General features: G+C 41.2%; 14 protein-coding genes. 8 read left to right on the top strand and 6 right to left on the bottom strand.

Features of this window, described 5'->3' with window-relative positions; translation table 11 throughout:
- Position 1 precedes the first annotated feature (1 nt).
- Entirely contained in the window at positions 2–1207 is a 1206-nt protein-coding gene (locus KQP93_RS18930; RefSeq protein WP_217877367.1) for an anhydro-N-acetylmuramic acid kinase, read from the bottom strand.
- Between the two features lie 259 nt (positions 1208–1466).
- On the opposite strand from KQP93_RS18930, the gene KQP93_RS18935 reads away from it, so the two are divergent.
- From KQP93_RS18935 to KQP93_RS18945, 3 genes are all read left to right on the top strand, one after another.
- On the top strand, positions 1467–4202 hold the full coding sequence (locus KQP93_RS18935) for a TonB-dependent receptor domain-containing protein (RefSeq protein ID WP_217877368.1): 2736 nt from the start codon (positions 1467–1469) through the stop codon (positions 4200–4202).
- Between the two features lie 164 nt (positions 4203–4366).
- Complete coding sequence (locus KQP93_RS18940) at positions 4367–5362, top strand: hypothetical protein (RefSeq protein ID WP_217877369.1); 996 nt, start codon at positions 4367–4369, stop codon at positions 5360–5362.
- Positions 5352–5585, top strand: a complete 234-nt coding sequence (locus KQP93_RS18945; RefSeq protein WP_217877370.1) for a helix-hairpin-helix domain-containing protein — start codon at positions 5352–5354, stop codon at positions 5583–5585. The genes KQP93_RS18940 and KQP93_RS18945 overlap by 11 nt, the downstream gene beginning before the upstream one ends.
- Here the strand turns inward: KQP93_RS18945 and KQP93_RS18950 are convergent.
- Complete coding sequence (locus tag KQP93_RS18950) at positions 5582–6424, bottom strand: SMP-30/gluconolactonase/LRE family protein (protein WP_217877371.1); 843 nt, start codon at positions 6422–6424, stop codon at positions 5582–5584. The two genes, KQP93_RS18945 and KQP93_RS18950, sit on opposite strands and share 4 nt — an antisense overlap.
- An 11-nt stretch (positions 6425–6435) precedes the next feature.
- Entirely contained in the window at positions 6436–6843 is a 408-nt protein-coding gene (locus tag KQP93_RS18955; RefSeq protein WP_217877372.1) for a hypothetical protein, read from the bottom strand.
- 187 nt (positions 6844–7030) lie between these two features.
- Between KQP93_RS18955 and KQP93_RS18960 the strand changes: the two genes are divergently transcribed.
- Both KQP93_RS18960 and KQP93_RS18965 read left to right on the top strand, forming a co-directional pair.
- Complete coding sequence (locus tag KQP93_RS18960; RefSeq protein ID WP_217877373.1) at positions 7031–8062, top strand: NADP-dependent oxidoreductase; 1032 nt, start codon at positions 7031–7033, stop codon at positions 8060–8062.
- 48 nt (positions 8063–8110) lie between these two features.
- A complete protein-coding gene (locus KQP93_RS18965) occupies positions 8111–8728 on the top strand; it encodes a glutathione S-transferase family protein (RefSeq protein ID WP_217877374.1) in 618 nt (205 codons plus the stop codon).
- A gap of 112 nt (positions 8729–8840) precedes the next feature.
- Here the strand turns inward: KQP93_RS18965 and KQP93_RS18970 are convergent, their stop codons facing one another.
- Together KQP93_RS18970 and KQP93_RS18975 are read right to left on the bottom strand one after the other, a co-directional pair.
- Positions 8841–9743 (bottom strand): diguanylate cyclase, encoded by a 903-nt coding sequence (locus tag KQP93_RS18970; RefSeq protein WP_254907784.1) that lies wholly within the window; start codon positions 9741–9743, stop codon positions 8841–8843.
- A gap of 232 nt (positions 9744–9975) precedes the next feature.
- Positions 9976–11910 (bottom strand): RecQ family ATP-dependent DNA helicase, encoded by a 1935-nt coding sequence (locus KQP93_RS18975; protein ID WP_217877376.1) that lies wholly within the window; start codon positions 11908–11910, stop codon positions 9976–9978.
- A 259-nt stretch (positions 11911–12169) separates the two neighbouring features.
- On the opposite strand from KQP93_RS18975, the gene KQP93_RS18980 reads away from it, so the two are divergent.
- The 3 genes from KQP93_RS18980 to KQP93_RS18990 all read left to right on the top strand — a co-directional run bounded on the left by KQP93_RS18980 (position 12170) and on the right by KQP93_RS18990 (position 16382).
- On the top strand, positions 12170–13474 hold the full coding sequence (locus KQP93_RS18980) for an NAD(P)/FAD-dependent oxidoreductase (RefSeq protein ID WP_217877377.1): 1305 nt from the start codon (positions 12170–12172) through the stop codon (positions 13472–13474).
- 120 nt (positions 13475–13594) lie between these two features.
- Positions 13595–15724, top strand: coding sequence for a hypothetical protein (locus KQP93_RS18985; protein ID WP_217877378.1), 2130 nt, complete (start codon positions 13595–13597; stop codon positions 15722–15724).
- A gap of 85 nt (positions 15725–15809) precedes the next feature.
- On the top strand, positions 15810–16382 hold the full coding sequence (locus KQP93_RS18990) for a manganese efflux pump MntP (protein ID WP_217877379.1): 573 nt from the start codon (positions 15810–15812) through the stop codon (positions 16380–16382).
- Here KQP93_RS18990 and KQP93_RS18995 read toward each other — a convergent pair.
- Entirely contained in the window at positions 16379–18826 is a 2448-nt protein-coding gene (locus KQP93_RS18995; protein ID WP_217877380.1) for an EAL domain-containing protein, read from the bottom strand. The two genes, KQP93_RS18990 and KQP93_RS18995, sit on opposite strands and share 4 nt — an antisense overlap.
- Positions 18827–18883 lie beyond the last annotated feature (57 nt).

Below are 18883 nucleotides of genomic sequence, written 5' to 3' on the forward strand. Positions count from 1 at the left end.
CCTAATCAGCAAAGCTAATTTTACCCATGGTAATATCGGGGATCCCTTGCTCGGTATTACCAAAGCGTTGTTGCCCACCCGACAAACATTCGTTAGCTAAAATAGCAAATAACACGGCTTCTTTTGCATCTGGGTTTATACCTAGCGAATCCGTATTATTGATTACAGTAAGTTCTGGGCAATTAGCCAAAATAGTTTTCATTAATAACGGGTTATGAACCCCACCACCACTGGCGTATACAGCCACATCAGTTAAGCCTTCACTGCATTGGTTAATTGCCTTGGCAATCATGACTCCTGAAAACTGCACTAAAGTTGCCATCACATCAAAGTGCGATAAGCTCTGCGTATTCGAGCGTGCTTGTGCCGCTGCTAAATAATCTAGATTAAACACTTCTGGCCCTGTGGTTTTTGGAAACCCTAAAGCAAAAAACGCATCATCACACAGCGCTGCAAGTAAATCTTCACTTACCGTGCCTTTTGCTGCAATTGCGGCATCTTTATCATAATGAAGTGGTGCAAAATTACGCTGTACATAGGCATCCATAATGGTATTACCTGGGCCAATGTCAGAGCTAAAAACCGCTCGTGCATCTGCAGATTTTGGTAAGTAGGTTAAGTTTGCAATGCCCCCCATATTAAGCAAAATGCGGTTTTCGCTGGTGCTTGTGAAATACAAATAGTCACCATATACCGCAAGCGGTGCGCCTTCGCCACCCGCTGCAATATGCTTTTGTCTAAAATCACCTATGGTAGTAATTCCAGCAGTCACGGCTAGATGATCGCTATCACCAATTTGTAGTGTTGCATTGCCATACTCTGGACGATTATGTTGGTTTTTTGGGCAGTGATAAATGGTTTGCCCATGGCTGGCAATCACATCAACAAGCTCTTTTGCTATTCCCCAGCTCGCTAACGTTTTGGCAACCATTTCACCGTGTAATTGGCCAATCCAAGGGTTAAGCAAAGTGACTTCTTCAAGATCACATTCGCGTTTGGCGAATACCCGCTTTACACGCGTTTTGTAATCATCGTCGTAATCAACGGTAGTAAACTTTAATACTTCTACATGAGTGTTCATGCCCTGCCCTGATACTTCGCATAGCGCGATATCAAGGCCATCTAATGAGGTGCCACTCATTAGACCAATTATTAATTTTCTTTCTTTTTTTGCGCTTAAATACAGTTTTTCAATATGTTGATGCATAAATAAATCACTTAAAATCAGCTTATTAGATGTAAATAAGCGGGTTGATGACATGGAATAGTTTATATTTTAAAATAATAGATTTAAAGAATAATTATTGCAAAGACTTTTAAATTGCTTTAAAACTGTACCGGTGAGCTCCCCAAAAGGAGAACACACAAGCATCATAACAAAAAGTATGACTCATTAAATTAACTAAATGGTCTAGGTCATTCACCAACCTGCGTTGATTTAAATGATAAAACGCAAGGGAATCATCATGAAAGCAAATACATCAACAGGGCATCGCTCGCTATTGCTGCTATCACCTTTAGCTCTCGCTGTAAGTTCAGTAATTAGTTATGCCCACGCAGAAGAAACTACTGAAGCAAAAAAACCTGAAGTGATCACCGTAACGGGTTCACGAATTCAACGAACCGAGCTGGTCTCTAGTAGCCCTGTGGTGAGCGTTGATGAAGCACAGATTCACCTAGACCGTGCTGTGAACGTTGAAGATATTACCGCAAAACTGCCACAAGCTGCGGCGGGTGCTAACAGCACCGGTGCCACAGTCGGTGACTCATTTGGCTCATCAACCATAGATTTACGTGGCCTTGGCCAAAACCGCACATTGGTACTTATTGACGGCACACGCGCCGTACCATTTAGTTTTCGTAACTCGGTTGACGTGAACACCATTCCAGCCGGATTAATAAAACGCGTTGATGTACTAACAGGTGGTGCCGCAGCGGTTTACGGTGCCGATGCTGTAGCAGGTGTTGTTAACTTTGTTTTAGACGATGATTTTACTGGCGCTGAGTTCTCAACCAGTTACGAAAGTGCCGACGGCGGTAACGAAAAGCTTAACTTTGAAGCAATTTTTGGCGGTGATATCGCCGATGGCCGTGGTCATGTAACAGGCTACATAGGTTATACCGAACGAAAAGAGCTATTAGCTGGCGAGCGTGACTATGCGCTTGAAAACTCAACGGCAATGATCAACAGCGGTGGTTATTATACTGACGTTGCATCTGGCAACAGCATCGGTATTGCTGATTCAGGAGCTGTAACAAGTGAGCGTCAAACAGCTGATTTCACTCCTGACCGTTATTTAACTCAACCGATGGACCGTTTTTCCGCGGGCTTATTATTTGACGTTGATGTAAGTGACAGTGCTATTGCCTATGGCCGCGCAATGTATTCTAAAGTGACCGTAAATGGTGCTGGTGCCAGTGGTCAAACACCGATTTTTGTAAACGAACAAGTAACGCTGAGCCAAGACAATGCGTATATTCCAGATGAACTACGCAACCAACTGACGTTCGACAGCGAGGGCAATGCCCTTGTTAATGTTGAGCGTAACCTAGGGTTAGGCGTGCAACACACCGAAGCTGTTCGTGATTCAATGCAATTTCAACTGGGTTTAAAAGGCGATATTACTGACTACCTATACTATGACGTATATGGCCAATACGGCAAAACTGACGAAGTAGCAACCATTTACAACAACGCTTACCGTAATGATAACAGTGGTAATAGTCGTTTTGCTGCCCTTGCAAATTCAGTGGATATTTTTGATCCAAACCATGATTTCAGCGACTTTAGCGATCCGCTGCTTTATACCACTCGCGACCGTACACAAAGTGTGATCTCAGCAACACTATCGGGTGATTCTGGGTTCTTATTTGAATTACCAGCCGGGGCTATCGACTTTGCAATCGGTTATGAATACCGTAAAGAAACCGGTAAACAAACACCAGGGGATGCATTTAGAAACGGCACCAGCTTTGCGTCTATCAGCGCATTTGATATGGATGCAAGCTTTAGCTCTGAAGAGTTCTACGCTGAAATTTTAGTGCCTATCTTGGTTGATAAACCTTTTGCTGAAGAGCTTAGCTTTGAAGGTGCTTACCGTATTTCTGATTACTCAAATACCGAAGCAGAAGACACTTACAAACTAGGTATCAACTGGGCAATAAACAGCGATATTCGTATTCGCGCAAACCGCTTAACCGCGTTTAGAGCACCTAACTTAGGTGAGTTTGCCAGCCCAATCACAGCGCTATCGTTATCGTTATTTGACCAAAACAGCGATCAATTCGTGCCACGCCTAGCAGGGCGTTATAACGGCGATCCATGTTTACTGGGCACCGGTGATGCAACTCAATGTGCTGCTTATGGCGCGCCACCAGTTGGCACTGAGTTCGACTCAAGTACGGCAGACTATACCTATGGTGGTAACCCGAACATTAAGCCTGAACAAGCTGAATCTGATACATTAGGCATTGTTTATACACCTAGCTATTTAGAAGGCTTTGATTTATCACTCGATTACTACAGTATTCGCGTAACAGATGCGGTAAGCCAAATTCAACCAGGTGCTGCACTGCAAAGCTGTTATGTTGACGATCCGAACCCGAATAACCCACTGTGTGGTGCGGTACTTCGCGATCCAAATACTGGTTTTATTAGCACAGCTATCGTTAATGACTTTAATTTAGCCGCTATTGAGCAAGAAGGTATCGACGTTGCAGCAAATTATGTGATTGATGCACCAGATCAAATGGGTGGCCGTTTTAGATTCTCGTACCAAGGTAACTTTGTTACTAAACAAACCCGTCAGAACAACAGCACTGTAGCCGAAGTAGACTGTAAAGGAACTTACGGCAGCGCCTGTTCGGGCGACTTTGCGAGTATCTTGCAAGCTGATTACAAACACCGCGCAAGCATTGATTGGCAGTTAGATAACATGAATTTCCAACTTGGCTGGCGTAGAATCGGTGAAGTAGAGTATGCTGTCGACCGTTCAGAAACAATCTCAGCACAAAATTACTTAGACTTTGCCGCTGCATGGCAAGTTAATGAGGAACTTGCTGTTAACTTTGGTGTCGATAACTTATTAGACCGTGAACCACCAACACCTGAGGTAGGCGCAAACCACTTTAACACCGTGAGTGATTATAGTGTGATTGGCCGCTCAGTCGGTGTTTCACTAAGATATGCTCCAAGCTTTTAATTAATCCTACTGTTTTAGCTACACAGGATTGATCCCCTCAAGCGCACCCTGCCCGGTGCGCTTTTTTATTTTAAACAGGCAGTAATTATATCAACAATAAAAAAGCGACAGCGTTTAGATTGTTGGTTATGATATGAGCAACAAAAAGCAGCAAGGAAGATGTAATGCTCAAATCAATAAAGTCAAAAATCCCATTTATTTTCCTGATTAGTATTAGTCTTTTTTGGGGTATGTATTACCAAGGTAGCCACCCATTAAATGACTTTGGTAAAGCAAACTTTGAGTGGTTATACCTACTTGATGCACTGATAGTATTACCTGTAGTTTGCTTAATATTAATTAAAAATAAGAAAGAAGCGGCTTTTAAAGCATTGATGCTGTGCTCACTCGCTATTTTAGTGGGGAGTTACATTATTCCCGAACAAAACAAATTTTTAATGAATTACTTAGAGCAAGGTCGTTACGGGCTTTTAGCTTTGATTGTAATTTTAGAGCTAAGTGCTCTCATTACTGTGTACCTGGCAATAAAATCCGCTTTAGGCAAGCAAGCCGATCCAGATATAGCTATAGAAAGACCAATTAATAAGCTTTTCAAACAAAGCGTAATTGCAAACTTTTTATGTTTCGAAACACGGATGTGGGCTTTCTTATTTTACGCTAAACACATTAAACCAAGCTATTTCAGTGGTGAACAACATTTTAGTTACCATAAAAAAGATGGATCACAAGCTAACTTACTTGGCTTTATTTTTATTATCTTGTTAGAACTGCCACTGATGCATTTATTTTTACACTTTGTATGGTCATCATCAGCAGCAAACATTATCACTGGTTTAACTATTTTTAGCCTTTTATTCTTTACTGCAGAGTATCGAGCGGTTGCAAAGCGTCCTGTTTCTATCAGTAAGTCGCAACTTGTTATTCGCTATGGGCTATATCCTGCTTACGATATTGCTTTAGCAAATATCAAAACTATTGATTTTAATACCGACTTCATTGCACGCGCACGCACAATCAAACGTTACAACTACTCTGGCTACCCGAATATTAAAATCACGCTCATTGAGCCTATTGGAGATATCAACACTGTTTTTCTAGGACTAGATAACCCTCAGCATTTTATAGACTCAATCAACAAGGAGCGAAAAAATGCCATTTAGCAAGCAAGAACACAACGCGCTTTTAGCACTCAAAGGTGTGGGGCCTACGGTGATAAAACGGTTTGAAGAAATTGGTATTGAATCGTTTGAGGAGTTAGCGGGGTTTGATGCCAACACCATTGCTGAGCGAGTAGCGTCGATGTTGCATTCAAGTTGTTGGCAAAATAGTCCGCAAGCAAAAGCGGCAATCACCGCCGCGATTACGCGAGCAAAGCAAGGTTAAAGCTCAAGTACTTCTATTGCACCGCGCTTTTGCATGGTGACATACACTTTGCTTTGCGTATCGTTGAAAGCCAAATTAGTTGGGTGCTGGCCTTTTAATTGATAGCTATTTAATAGCTTGCCGGTAGGCGAGACTTCAAGCACTTTCCCTGCGCCGTAACGAGTAATAAACACATGCCCTTGATTATTAACGCGCATGCCGTCTAAGCCATGATCAGCAAACTTAATCAAAAGCTTTTTATTACTAATGTTTAAGTTCTCATCCAAGTCATATTGCCAAACAACTCGCTGCACACTCTCGTTCACATAAAGCTTAGTGTTGTCGTTATTAACCGCCACCCCGTTGGTGGTACCCATGTTTTTTTCGAGTAAATGGGTGCTGCCATCTGCATTTATACGCCACAGCTGGCCCGTTTCGTTCGCCCAGTTAGGGTCACTTGCAAACAGCGCCCCCTTTTTAGTGATAGCAATGTCATTGGGTTGATTCATTTTACTATTATGGGCAAACACTTCTGCTTTATTGCTACCAGCAGGTACTTTTAAAATATTATGGTTAACATAGTCGGCAATAAACAAATTACCTTGTGAGTCAAACTGTAGGCCATTGCCAACGCTGTCATCAGGTAAGCGCACAAATAACGATGTTTTACCCATGTTATCAACGCGGCCTATGGTTCCTTGCTGGGCATAGTTCACCGCGTATAAAGCACCGTTATACATGGTTGGTCCTTCAATGCCTTGAGTGAAAACGTTATCTTTAACAAAGTCTTGGCTATCAACAGCAAAAGTTAACGGTGAGCTTAAAAGTAGTGTTATTGCCAGTGGCTTAAGTAGTTTCATAGGTCTTCCTTTTACTCATTTAAACTCGTGTATACCGCTAAAATCGGGTATTCGTTTTCACCAAAAGATAATGTCAAAGAGCGCTTTTCGCCATCATCTAACTTAATACCTTCGTCAAAGCTTTGAGGATGTACACGACGCCCATCGGCAAATAGCGCCATAATATGGTCAGCCTGAAGAATTCGCGATCCCGATGCTTTATTTTCAATCGTCACAACCGCTAAACGGCGACCACTTTCACTGCTCATTAATACACTATGGACAATGCTAAATTGGCTTTGCTTAGGGTAACGCTTGGCATCATTCTCAAATGAAAAAGCACTGCCAGAGAGCATGACTGGATCCACTGATAATACATCAGTATTGGCTTGCAGAGAGGTTGCAAAAACTGCTGCACACAATAATAAAATACGTTTCATATCAATCCTTTTCAATTAGCTCAGCCTAAAAACAGCATACACCGTTCCTATAACCAGTGCAAAACCGTGAATAACTCTATAATGAGGGTGTTATTCAGCAATTACAATTTTAGTATTGATTTTTAATGTTGTGCCCGCACAACCTTAAAAGCGTATCTTAATTTACTGCTGACAAAAGGAGCTTAGTATGCCTGACATTCAAAATCGTCAATATATTCTTGAGACACGTCCAAAAGGCGTAGCGAATGATAAAAATGTTGTATTAAAAACAAACTCAGTACCTGCGCCAAAAAATGGTGAGGTATTACTCAGGACCATTTATCTATCACTTGATCCCTACATGCGAGGGCGTATGAGTGACGCTAAATCATACGCCGATCCTGTAAAAGTTGGTGATGTAATGGTAGGCGCAACTGTATGCCAAGTTGAGCAATCGAACCACCCTGATTATCAAAAGGGCGAATGGGTATTGGCATACACAGGCTGGCAAGAATACGCAATAAGTGACACTGAAGGCTTAATGAAGCTAGGTAAGAATCCCCAAAACCCTTCTTATGCACTCGGTATTATGGGTATGCCTGGTTTTACCGCATACATGGGGCTTTTAGATATTGGTGAGCCAAAACAGGGCGAAACCGTGGTGGTTGCTGCTGCCACAGGACCTGTCGGTGCAACTGTAGGGCAAATAGCTAAATTAAAAGGCTGTAAGGTCGTTGGCGTAGCTGGTGGTAAAGAAAAATGCCAATACGCTAAGAAAGAGTTAGGCTTTGATGCTTGTATTAACCATAAAGCAGGTGACTTTACTGAACAGCTAAACTTAGCCTGCGAGAAAGGTATTGATGTTTATTATGAAAATGTGGGTGGCCATGTATTTGACGCCGTCTTACCCCTGTTGAATACAAAAGCACGGGTGCCACTGTGTGGGCTAGTATCGCAATATAATGCGACCGAATTACCCCCAGGGCCAGATCGCTTATCTATGCTTATGGGTCAAATCCTTACCAAACGCATTAAAGTACAAGGCTTTATAATTTTTGATGATTACGCCCACCGTTATGAAGAATTCGCAAAAGATATGCAAGCATGGTTAAGTGAGGGGAAAATCAAGTATAAAGAGCACCTTGAAGCTAATTTCGAAAATACCCTAAACGCCTTTAATGCTATGTTAAATGGTGAAAACTTCGGTAAAACTGTCGTGCAAGTTCAGCAACCAATTTAAATTTTTTAGGCGCAGCAAACAATGTTGCGCCACTATTAAGGATAACAAATGATTAAATTACACCATTTAAATAAATCACGCTCTAAACGTATTATTTGGTTACTCGAAGAGCTAAACGTAGATTACGACATTATTGCCTACCAACGTAATAAAGAGACATTCTTAGCACCTGATGAGTTAAAACACATTCACCCGCTGGGCAAATCGCCCGTTATTGAAGATAATGGCAAAGTAATTACTGAGTCTGGCGCAATTACCGACTACTTAATTAGTAAGTACGGCAAAGGTAAGTTTATGCCGAGCCAGCAAAGCGACAACTATGTTGATTATCAGCAATGGCTTCATTTTGCCGAAAGCTCAGCAATGGTACCTTTTTTACTAAAATTATTTATTACAAAAGATGGCTGTAAAACCAACTTTATTGGTGATTATGCTGATCATGAAATTGGCAAGATACTGAGTTATGTTAATCAGCAATTAAAAGGTAAGCAGTACTTAGTGGATGAAACATTGACCGGTGCTGATTTTATGATGTCGTTTGTTGTAGAGAAAGCTGATGAGGCAGGCCTGCTAGCACATTTCCCTGAAATTAAACGTTATTTAGAGCAGCTGAAAACTCACGAAAGTTATCACACAGCAAACGAGTTAGAAGCAAAATACGGTTAACTCAATAAACAAAGGTACTGCCTGTACCTTTGTTTACCGCAGAGCGTTGAAGGTGGACTACAGCCATACATTTACTTAACCAATATTATCAATAAGTCAGCGCAGCTACCATTTAAGCCGCACACACTCGATTGCGGCCTGACTTTTTAGCCTGATACATGGCTTCGTCAGCCCTTTCGATTGCCGCCTCGATATCATCACCGGCATTTATTAACGAAACACCAAATGAGCCTGTAACATTAATGTGTTTACCTTTGCCAATTTCAATTTTTAAAGCTTCAACGCCTGCTCTTAATCGCTCAGAAAGTGATTTGGCACCTTCAAGCTCTGTTTGTGGTAAGCAGACTAAAAACTCTTCACCACCGTAGCGATATAGTTGATCGTACTTCCTTAAGTGAGATTTAATGCATTTAACAAGGGCTATTAATACCTTATCCCCCGCAGCATGACCAAACTCATCGTTCACTTGCTTAAAGTGATCAAGGTCGATCATTATCAGTGCGCAGCTCAGCGATTTACGTTTGCAAAGCTCATGCTCTTTTTGCAGGTTTTCAACTAAATTTGTTCGGTTCGATGCACCTGTTAAAGGATCTCTTGTATGCAGCAATTCAGAGAATTCATCGATAAGGATTTCAAATAATTCATGCAAGCTATCTAAATCGGCATGAAACTGGTCCAATAAATTAGCCGGAATAACAGACTTAGACTCTTTTAACGATAATAGGACTTTGGCACCTTGGTGCATCTTTTGATGCGCACAAGCGATTTCAGAAAAGTAAGGGTGAAGATTTATGCTCTGCTCGGGTAGCTTATTAAACCATTGCCCAAAACGACAAAGGTTATGAGCATTATCTGCTAAGTCTTGTTCATCTGCAGGTATGTCTGCAATTAAGCACCTTAGTAAATTTCTATACCATGACTGGTGCCACTCAATGGCTTGCTCAATTTCTGCAATAACGTCTTCAAGCTGTTTATTCGACAGAGAATTAATGCCCTGCTCGGTATTTTGATGCATAGCCAATGAAAAGACTTCCGCTTTATTATTTTATTTCCCAAAACAGTACCTAAGGTCTGTGGCAAACACAACTTAAAGCGATGGAAAAAGGTAGCTAAACAGCCTAACAGCAAGCTTGAGCAAGGGTCGTTGTTTAAAAGTGCCTCTGACCTACTCTACTAGCAGTATTCAGGTTAGTTAAGTGTACAGTTTTGACACTTTTCAGTGTTAAAACTGTACACCTAAAGCCCTGCTACAACTGCTGTAGCAAGGCTTTAATGTCACTGTATCGCTGCTGTTCGCAAAAGCCAAAACCTGAGAGCTGCCTGACTTTATTGCGGGTAAATAAAGGCACGCTCATGCCCGCTAAAAACCGGCACTGAGTATCGATGCTGACATCATTAATCCCTTTAGCGGCTAAGTGCTGTTTAAGCTCAGCAACTTTGCTGGCAATCACATTTTGCTCAGGCATTTGATGCACTAATGAATAACTAAGCTTTACCTGCTGGCCTCTACACACTGAACAATGGCCACATTGCTGGGGTGCATGTTGGTCATCAAAATAGCGAGCTAAGTTATAACTTAAGCAGCTATCTAGCTCAAAAAAGCGTACTAAAGTAGCGATACGTTTAATTTCGGCCTGCTCTTTTTCGATAAAATATAGGTGAAGTTGCTGTGCTAAATCAGGGTGATTTATTACCGAGTTATTCACCTCATACACTTGCGTGATACGTTTGGTTTCAAGGGCTATATGACCTTTTTCAGCTAAATAATCGAGCGCTGCAACCACACGTTTTCTATCAACTTGAGTGGCTCGGGTTAACGCATCAAAATTAAGTGTGCCCCAAATTTTCTTAAACTCAGTGTGTTTGAATACCTGTTGTAAAAACGCTTGTCGATCTGCATCAAACTGGCTAAGTAGCTCGTTTTGCTCTGTTAAAAACTTATATTTAAAATCGGCGTAATAGGCATATAAAGGCGTAATAGCCCCTTGCATTTCTAACTGCACTAGTAAGGTTTTTAATGCTAAAGCACGAATATTACTTTCGCTCGATAAGCTGTACTCTTGCATTTCCCATTGGTTGTTCGTTTGCTCGTTACGAATGTTATTGATGACATAGTCAATCCCACTTTGCTCGGGAGTGTCGGCATAAACAAAGTTCTCAACGGTATTTAAGCCATCAAGGTTTGCTAAGGTAAAACAGTTTGATGGCGCACCATCTCGCCCTGCGCGGCCAATCTCTTGGCTATAATTTTCAATTGATTTTGGCAAGTCATAGTGGATCACAAAACGAATATCAGACTTATCAACACCCATCCCAAAAGCAATAGTTGCCACGACGATATTTATTTTACCCGCCATAAAATCATCTTGAATTTGCCAGCGTTTATCATCCTCAAGGCCTGCATGATAGGCCACCGCATTAAAGCCCGCTCTTGCCAAGCCTTCGGCTACTTGCTCAGTGGTATGTTGTAAGGTGACATAGACAATCCCAGCACCTTGTTGGCTGGCTATAATACTGGCTAATTGCTGAGGTTTTTCTTGGCTTGCAACACTGAGCACTGATAAGTCGAGGTTGCTTCGGTAAAAGCCAGTTTGCACCACACATTCTGGGGCAATAGCAAAACGCTCACACATATCGCGCTTTACTTTTTTAGTCGCTGTAGCAGTGAGAAGTAATACCAGTGGAATATTAAGCTCTTCACGATAGCGCGGCAGTTTCAGGTAATCAGGCCTAAAATTGTGACCCCATTCAGATATACAGTGCGCTTCATCAACCACCAGCATCGAAATAGGCACCTGTTTAATAAATTCACGAAAGCGCTCATTCTTAAAGCGCTCAACTGAGACCATTAAAATTTTCACCTTCCCTGCTCGCACATCACTCATTACCGTATGACTTTGCTCACTGGTTTGGCTTGAATCAAGGCTTGCCGCGTAAATACCTTTGCTATTTAAAAAGCTGATCTGGTCTTTCATCAGTGCCAATAATGGCGATACCACTAAGGTCAAATTAGGTAGGTGCATTGCAGTTAATTGATAGCACAAAGATTTACCCGAGCCAGTTGGAAAAATTGCCAACGACGATTGCTGATTTAATAACTGCTCAATGGTTTGTTGCTGACCTTGGCGAAACTCATTAAAGCCAAAGTATTGATTCAACGAAGTGTGTAGTGGTGTATTCATCCTGATCCCTCACTGTCATTTCCCTTTTCAGGTAATGATAGGTCTCTTACTGCGAATTAGCCATGTTAACCCGTTTAACTCAATCTCCCAAGGCCGTTGATATAACTATGCGCACTATATTGTTCTTAACAGGTACTGACAAAATCATCAAAAAGGCGCACAATGGGCGCGTTGCCATGGGGTATTGATGGATGGACTTACAATACCTAAGCGCTTTTTCGCAAGAGTGTTTAGGTATTATACTTTTGAGGGCAACGTAATGATTAACCAACCTCCTAAAATCGTGATAATCGGTGGTGGCGCTGGTGGCTTAGAACTAGCAACACAATTAGGACACAAACTCGGGAAAAAACACCAAGCAGAGATACTTTTAATCGATAAAAACCGCAGCCATATTTGGAAGCCGTTACTTCATGAAGTAGCGACGGGGTCGATTGATGCCGATTTAGACGGCGTTGTATACTCAGCTCATGCAGCAAAACATCATTATAATTTTCAACTCGGCAGTTTTTGCCACTTAGATCAAACCAACAAAACCATTACTTTAAGCGAGCTAAAAGACGAGCTTGGCCACCGTATTTTACCTGAGCGCCAAGTCAGTTATGACTACCTTGTGCTTGCCATTGGTAGTGTCAGTAACGACTTTAATACCCCAGGTGTTAATAAGCACTGTTTTTACCTTGATTCAAACCAACAAGCTGAGCGCTTTCAGCATGCTCTACTCGATAACTTCACCCGCTTACATCAAGATGACGACCCACAACATTCTTTAACCATTGCCATAGTCGGGGGTGGTGCAACCGGGGTTGAGCTGTCGGCAGAGCTTTATCATGTGTCAGACATGCTAAAAATCTATGGCCTTAATAAAATGACCGCTAAACGCTTACACATTGATTTAATTGAAGCAGGGCCGCGAATTTTACCTGCTTTACCCGAGCGCATTGCAAACTCGGCTAAACGAGAGCTAGTTAAGTTAGGAGTAACAGTACGCGAAGGCACACAAGTAAAAGAAGCCACAGAAAATAGCTTTATCACCAAAAACGATGAACATATCACAGCCGATATCATGGTTTGGGCTGCGGGTGTAAAAGCCCCTGATTTCATTAAAGATATTGGTGTCTTTGAGCTTACCCGCAATAACCAAATTAAGGTGAACCAATATCTGCAAAGTAGCGTAAACGACGATATCTTTGTGATTGGTGATTGCTGTGCATTTACTCAAGAAGATGGCACACAAGTGCCACCCAGAGCGCAATCGGCCCATCAAATGGCGCAATGTGTTGAAAAAAACCTAATTGCCACACTCAAAGGCCAGCCACTCAGTGCCTTTACCTACAGTGATCATGGCTCTTTAGTTAACTTGTCACGCTACAGTACGGTAGGTAGTTTAATGGGCAACCTAACCAGCAATAGCTTTTTTATTGAGGGGAAAATAGCGCGATTTATGTATATTTCGCTCTATCGTATGCATCAACGTGCCATCCATGGCAGCGCAAAAACCTTTGCACTGTGGATCAGCGAAAAAGTACTACGCGTTGTTAGACCAAAAATGAAACTGCATTAAGCTACAGCATAAAGCCGGCAAATTAGTTGTTTGTCGGCTATTTGTGCACTTCGTCCCCAAGTCATTGACATCAGACTATAAAGCCATACACTTCACGCAAGATAAATCCATGGATTGAATATGAAAAAAGGTATTTCGCTAACCGTTTTTGCAGGGATTTGTGCCTTTGGGACCTACCTGATATTAGAGAAACCCACTCCCATCGAAGCGATAAGCAATGAAGTCTCGACATCTTCTGCTACTGTCGCTGAACAAAATAACGCTACGAGTTTATTTGAACCATTAAGCCTGCCAAATAGCAAAGCATCAGAGCTGGCTAAGCTCAAGCTAGCCAAACACCAGTGTAAGCAACAAAGTTTAAAAGCCACTCAAGCTGCAGCTGATCACAGTCAAATAGAGGCAGCGATTAAACAAGCATTAAAAGACGGCGACTCTCTTGAAGATATTTTAAGTTATTCAGAGCTTGTGAAAATATCTTACCGTTCATTTAATACCTTAGTTATTAACGCAATCAAAGAGAATGCAGAACAGCAATTTCAATATGCCTCATCTGTTAACATACTAAAAAGCTGGCAAGGGCTTGAGGTCATTGATTATTTTGATGCAGATAAAATCAATCAACTAACGGCAATTAATGGACCCCTTAGCCAAAATACAGGTTCAATGATGTTTAATGTTCCATTACCTGAGCAAGTAAACAAAACAGCATTGTACAAACTATTAGATAACAACGATGATTTTAATACCTATTTAAAAACACCATTTAAAATCGGTCCATCACGGCTCATTTCACCATCTATTTTGTTTCTTGCTAATGCTCATACGCTTAGTTTGACTGAGTTTGAAAACGCAATATCCAGCAAAGAGTTTACTGTTAACGACATTGCTGTGGCTTTAAAAAGCAACTTACCTAATGATTATTTAACAGCACTGATCTCTCAAACAGCACAGCTAGGCGGCTCGCCTACAGCAATGAGTGATGACTTTATGGATGAACAACTGTATTTAAACCTTGCTGATGTGGCTGTGAGTGAATTTAACGTACCAATTTTAAAGTTGTTAAGTGAACGAGGTATTGAGCCCACTAATCAGCCAAATGTATTTACAGCGATGGATATAGCCATTGTAAACCTAAAGGGCAGCTCAAATAGCGAAGTACAGCCACTAGAGAGCAAACACTTAGAAACACTAAGTTATCTAAAAAATAAAGGTTATCGAGCTCACGGCGAGCTTGTGCGCGACACACCGAACGATAGGCTACTGATGCTTAAATCTTCATTCTTACCGAGTAGCCTTTTATTTGTTGGCGACCAAGTTGCTAATGATGCTTTTTCTCAGTTCAAAGATTTAAAGCTAATCCCAAATAACCAAGCATTTAAACGTAAAGAAAAAGATAACTCTGTAATATCAAAAGCTCTCAGTGCCTATGAGAGACAAAAACAGCAAGCCAAAAAAATAACTCCTGAGTGTGAAACGATAGATCAGCGGATCAATTCACTAGAAGCGATAAAAACACGCTCTCAAGCACTCGAAGAATTAGAAACGCTCGAAGCGCAACAAGGTCTGCTAACTCCCGACACGCTTCAAGAAATCGACCCTGTACAAGTTCATAATTGGCAATTCTTGCATTCAAATGAGTATAAATATCAAACCTCAACGCAATATCAAGCCTTTAAAGAAGCAATTGTCGAAAAAGACTTTAGTACTGTTGCAACGATTACCCAAACAGCAAAACTCAGTACCCACCAGACAAATATGTTGCTTGCAGAAACAATAGAAAACGCTCAACAATTGACGTCTATTTGGCAAAACAGAGTCGCTCCAACTGCACCTGAAAATCTTTTTGTATTTACTAAGTTACCATTAGCACAATGGCAAACATTAGCCGATAGTGGCTTTGATTTTTCATTAAAAGACATGCAAAACAACGATATGTATTTTTATGCAAGCATGCATTCAAAAGAAGCAGTTAAGTTTTTAATGAGCCTTGCAGTTGCACATGATTTTTCTAAACCTGGGCTTGATATTCTCGACCAAGCACTGGAGCAAAGCTATAACACACAAACCCCTGCAGACTATATGCCAAGCGCATTAAAACTTGTTGACCAATATGAGCCTAACCACTTTCGTCGTGCCGAGCGTCTAAAAGTTTTTGTCCCTGATGTTTATGAAGAGCTTATTAAACTTGAGCCAAAACTTGCACCCAAAGATGGCACTGTAATGAATAACTATCAGTACAGCGCTTATTAAGCTCCTTACCTATTTGAGCCGTAAATTAACCTACCTGTTTACGGCTCAGCCGCGTATAATGCCCACTTTTTGTGGGGGGCAAAAATTGAATATTATTACTCTAAGCGTTTTATCGCTTGCTATGTCGACTGATGCTTTTGCAGCTTCAATCACCAAAGGCAGTACGCTTAAAAATCCTCGCGTTCTGAGTGCAATCAAGCTTGGTTTATTGTTTGGCTGTATCGAAGCTATCGCACCGATTGTTGGCTGGCTAATTGGTAGTGCCGGTGCAGATTACGTTGAAGCGTTTGATCACTGGATTGCCTTTGTGTTGTTAGTGGGTTTAGGCATCCATATGTTGCTTGAGAGTCGTAAAAAAGATGACGACGATGAAGAAGAAGTTACACCTAACACTAAGCGCTCTTTCATTGCCACATTACTAACCGCTATTGGCACCAGTATCGATGCCATGACAGTCGGTATTAGCCTTGCATTCATGAAAGTGAACATTTACTTAGCAGCCGCTATGATAGGCCTAGCAACCACAATTATGGTTACCATCGGCGCGCTACTTGGAAACGTAATGAGTGGCTGGGTTGGCAAAAAAGCCGAAGCAATCGGCGGTGTTGCACTTATCTTTATCGGCTGTGGCATCCTGTACAGCCATACCATGGCTTAACCTAATAGCTTATCAAACTCTTCTTTGGGCATGGGCTTATGAAAATAGTACCCTTGCCCAAGCTCGCAGCCTAAATCGATTAAACTATTCAAGTGTTGCTTTTCTTCAATACCTTCAGCCACAATTTGCAAATTTAAGGTATGCGCTAAGCTGGTGATGGTTCTAACAATGTCCATACTTTGTGTATCACTAAGCATATCTCTCACAAAAGATTGATCTATCTTGAGTACATCGACGGGAAAGAGTTTTAAATAAGACAAGCTTGAATAACCCGTACCAAAATCATCTATAGCAATGGTTAACCCCAAGTCAGAGAGTTTATTAAGCATGATTTTTATTTCTTCAAAATCATGCATCAATGCGCTTTCGGTTACTTCAAGTTCTAACAGTTCGCTGGTAAGCCCCGATTGTTCAATCGTATCAGCAACTAGATTACAAAAATTACCATCAGTAAATTGTTTTGCAGCAATGTTGACGGCAACCTTTATGCTATGCCCTTTGTCAGACCACTCTTTAGCCGCTTTACAACTTTGCTTAAGCACTGACTTACCCAAGGCATGAATAAGTCCGGTTTCTTCAGCAAGGGGTATAAAATCCAGTGGAGAAATAAGCTTATTGTCGTTATCTCGAAGCCTAACTAATGCTTCAACACCAATAATTTTTTGTGTCGAAAGCGCTAGTTTTGGCTGATAAAACACCTCAATTTTATCTTGCTCAATAGCATGTCTTAAGAGCTTTTCAACGCTTTGGCGTTGCTTAAATTGATACTCTAAATCATCCGAGTAATAGCAAAACCGATTACGCCCTTGCTCTTTAGCACGATACATAGCCGCATCAGCATGGGTCATCATTTCTTCTGCCTGTGTAGAGTCCGCAGGGTTGACACTTACACCAACACTGACCGATAAAATATGCTCTTGCCCATCAATACGAAATGGCTCATTCATGGTGTTAATAATATCGCTGGCAATGGCATCAACTACAGAGGCGCTCTTTACATCGGGTAATAAAATTACAAATTCATCACCACCAATTCTTGCCAATGTCGTATTGAGGTCAATTAAAGACTCAAGCCGCTTTGCAACATCTTTTATGATTAAGTCACCTTGGTGATGCCCTAAAGTGTCGTTTAAGTACTTAAAGTGGTCGATATCAATCAGCATTAGCGCTACGTTCTTATTCATGCTGCTTGCGACCTTGCAAGCATGGGTGACCCTATCATGTAATAACACCCGATTAGGCAAATCGGTTAGTAAATCATGATTTGCTAAATGGCTCATTTTCACTGCCATCGCTATCGATTCACTAACATCATGAAACACAATAATACCGCCGATAATGTTGCCCTCAATATCTCGTATCGGTGCAGCTGAATCTTCTACCCTATATACTCGTCCATCAAGCCCGGTTAATTGACTATTTAACGCCATAGCAACTATACGCTGCTCTTTTAAAGCAACAGATATAGGATTGACGAGTGTTTTGTTAGATGTTGCATCAACGAGCTTCATTACCTCTTCAATATGGCGCCCTTTTGCCTCTTCAACGTGCCAACCTGTTAATCGCTCAGCAATGGGGTTCATAAAGTTAATAATTGCGTTGTTGTCCGTGGCTATTACGGCATCACCAATAGAATTAAGCATAACCCGTAAACGTTCAGACTCATTCGATAGCAGTTTTTTTGTATGGGTAATTGAGGTGATGTCCGAAAGAGTAAGAATAACACCTACAACTTCTTGTTCTTTTATTCTTAAATTTATTTGCGCTCTAACATATTCAATCTTATTGCGAGGGCTAGGCAACTGAATATTTAAAACTTCTTGCTCTATGCCCTTAGTCAAGCAGCGATGAAAAGCCTCATACAATTCATCTGGTAATACATCTTTGGCGAAACAACCTAACATTTGCTCGCTGCTTTTTGAAAACCAATGGCTGGTTTCATCATTGCTGAAAAGGTTTTCCTCGGTATTTGACCAGTAAGATATATACACAGGTACTTGAGCAACGAGTGTCGAAATATCATTTCTTGCAGCTAATATCTGTGCTTCTTGGTGTTTAAGCTTTAACTGGTTTTGTACTCTGAGCCGGCAGATATTCAAATCAACGGGCTTATGAATAAGATCAATCCCGCCGCTTGCAAAACTTTGATACTCAAAAATTTGTTCATTGTGAGAAGTAACAAAAATCACATGGCTCTGTGCTGTTTTTGGGTTGTTTTTAAGCTTTTTACATACCTCAAAGCCATTCATACCAGGCATTTCGATATCTAGTAAAATAACATCGGGCTGAAAGAACGTTGCTTTTTCAATTGCTTGAGCACCATTATCGCAACAAACTATCTCACCAAGGTCGCTAAGCGACTCTGCCATAATCATCAAACTAGTCGGCTCATCATCCACTACAAGCACTTTGTTGTGTGAATTTTCATGATGAGAAAAAAGCATATCCATCGCCTCTGCAAGTAGTACATAAAAAAACTCTAGTCCTATCTCAGCAGACAC

The sequence above is a fragment of the Pseudoalteromonas shioyasakiensis genome (genome assembly GCF_019134595.1).
In the GTDB taxonomy this organism is placed as follows: Bacteria; Pseudomonadota; Gammaproteobacteria; order Enterobacterales; family Alteromonadaceae; genus Pseudoalteromonas; species Pseudoalteromonas shioyasakiensis_A.

Bases quoted from the DNA above. Each gene is read 5' to 3' on its own strand.
- KQP93_RS18930 (WP_217877367.1), bottom strand. From the start codon at position 1,207: ATGCATCAACATATTGAAAAACTGTATTTAAGCGCAAAAAAAGAAAGA.
- KQP93_RS18935 (WP_217877368.1), top strand. From the start codon at position 1,467: ATGAAAGCAAATACATCAACAGGGCATCGCTCGCTATTGCTGCTATCA.
- KQP93_RS18940 (WP_217877369.1), top strand. From the start codon at position 4,367: ATGCTCAAATCAATAAAGTCAAAAATCCCATTTATTTTCCTGATTAGT.
- KQP93_RS18945 (WP_217877370.1), top strand. From the start codon at position 5,352: ATGCCATTTAGCAAGCAAGAACACAACGCGCTTTTAGCACTCAAAGGT.
- KQP93_RS18950 (WP_217877371.1), bottom strand. From the start codon at position 6,424: ATGAAACTACTTAAGCCACTGGCAATAACACTACTTTTAAGCTCACCG.
- KQP93_RS18955 (WP_217877372.1), bottom strand. From the start codon at position 6,843: ATGAAACGTATTTTATTATTGTGTGCAGCAGTTTTTGCAACCTCTCTG.
- KQP93_RS18960 (WP_217877373.1), top strand. From the start codon at position 7,031: ATGCCTGACATTCAAAATCGTCAATATATTCTTGAGACACGTCCAAAA.
- KQP93_RS18965 (WP_217877374.1), top strand. From the start codon at position 8,111: ATGATTAAATTACACCATTTAAATAAATCACGCTCTAAACGTATTATT.
- KQP93_RS18970 (WP_254907784.1), bottom strand. From the start codon at position 9,743: ATGCATCAAAATACCGAGCAGGGCATTAATTCTCTGTCGAATAAACAG.
- KQP93_RS18975 (WP_217877376.1), bottom strand. From the start codon at position 11,910: ATGAATACACCACTACACACTTCGTTGAATCAATACTTTGGCTTTAAT.
- KQP93_RS18980 (WP_217877377.1), top strand. From the start codon at position 12,170: ATGATTAACCAACCTCCTAAAATCGTGATAATCGGTGGTGGCGCTGGT.
- KQP93_RS18985 (WP_217877378.1), top strand. From the start codon at position 13,595: ATGAAAAAAGGTATTTCGCTAACCGTTTTTGCAGGGATTTGTGCCTTT.
- KQP93_RS18995 (WP_217877380.1), bottom strand. From the start codon at position 18,826: ATGCTTTTTTCTCATCATGAAAATTCACACAACAAAGTGCTTGTAGTG.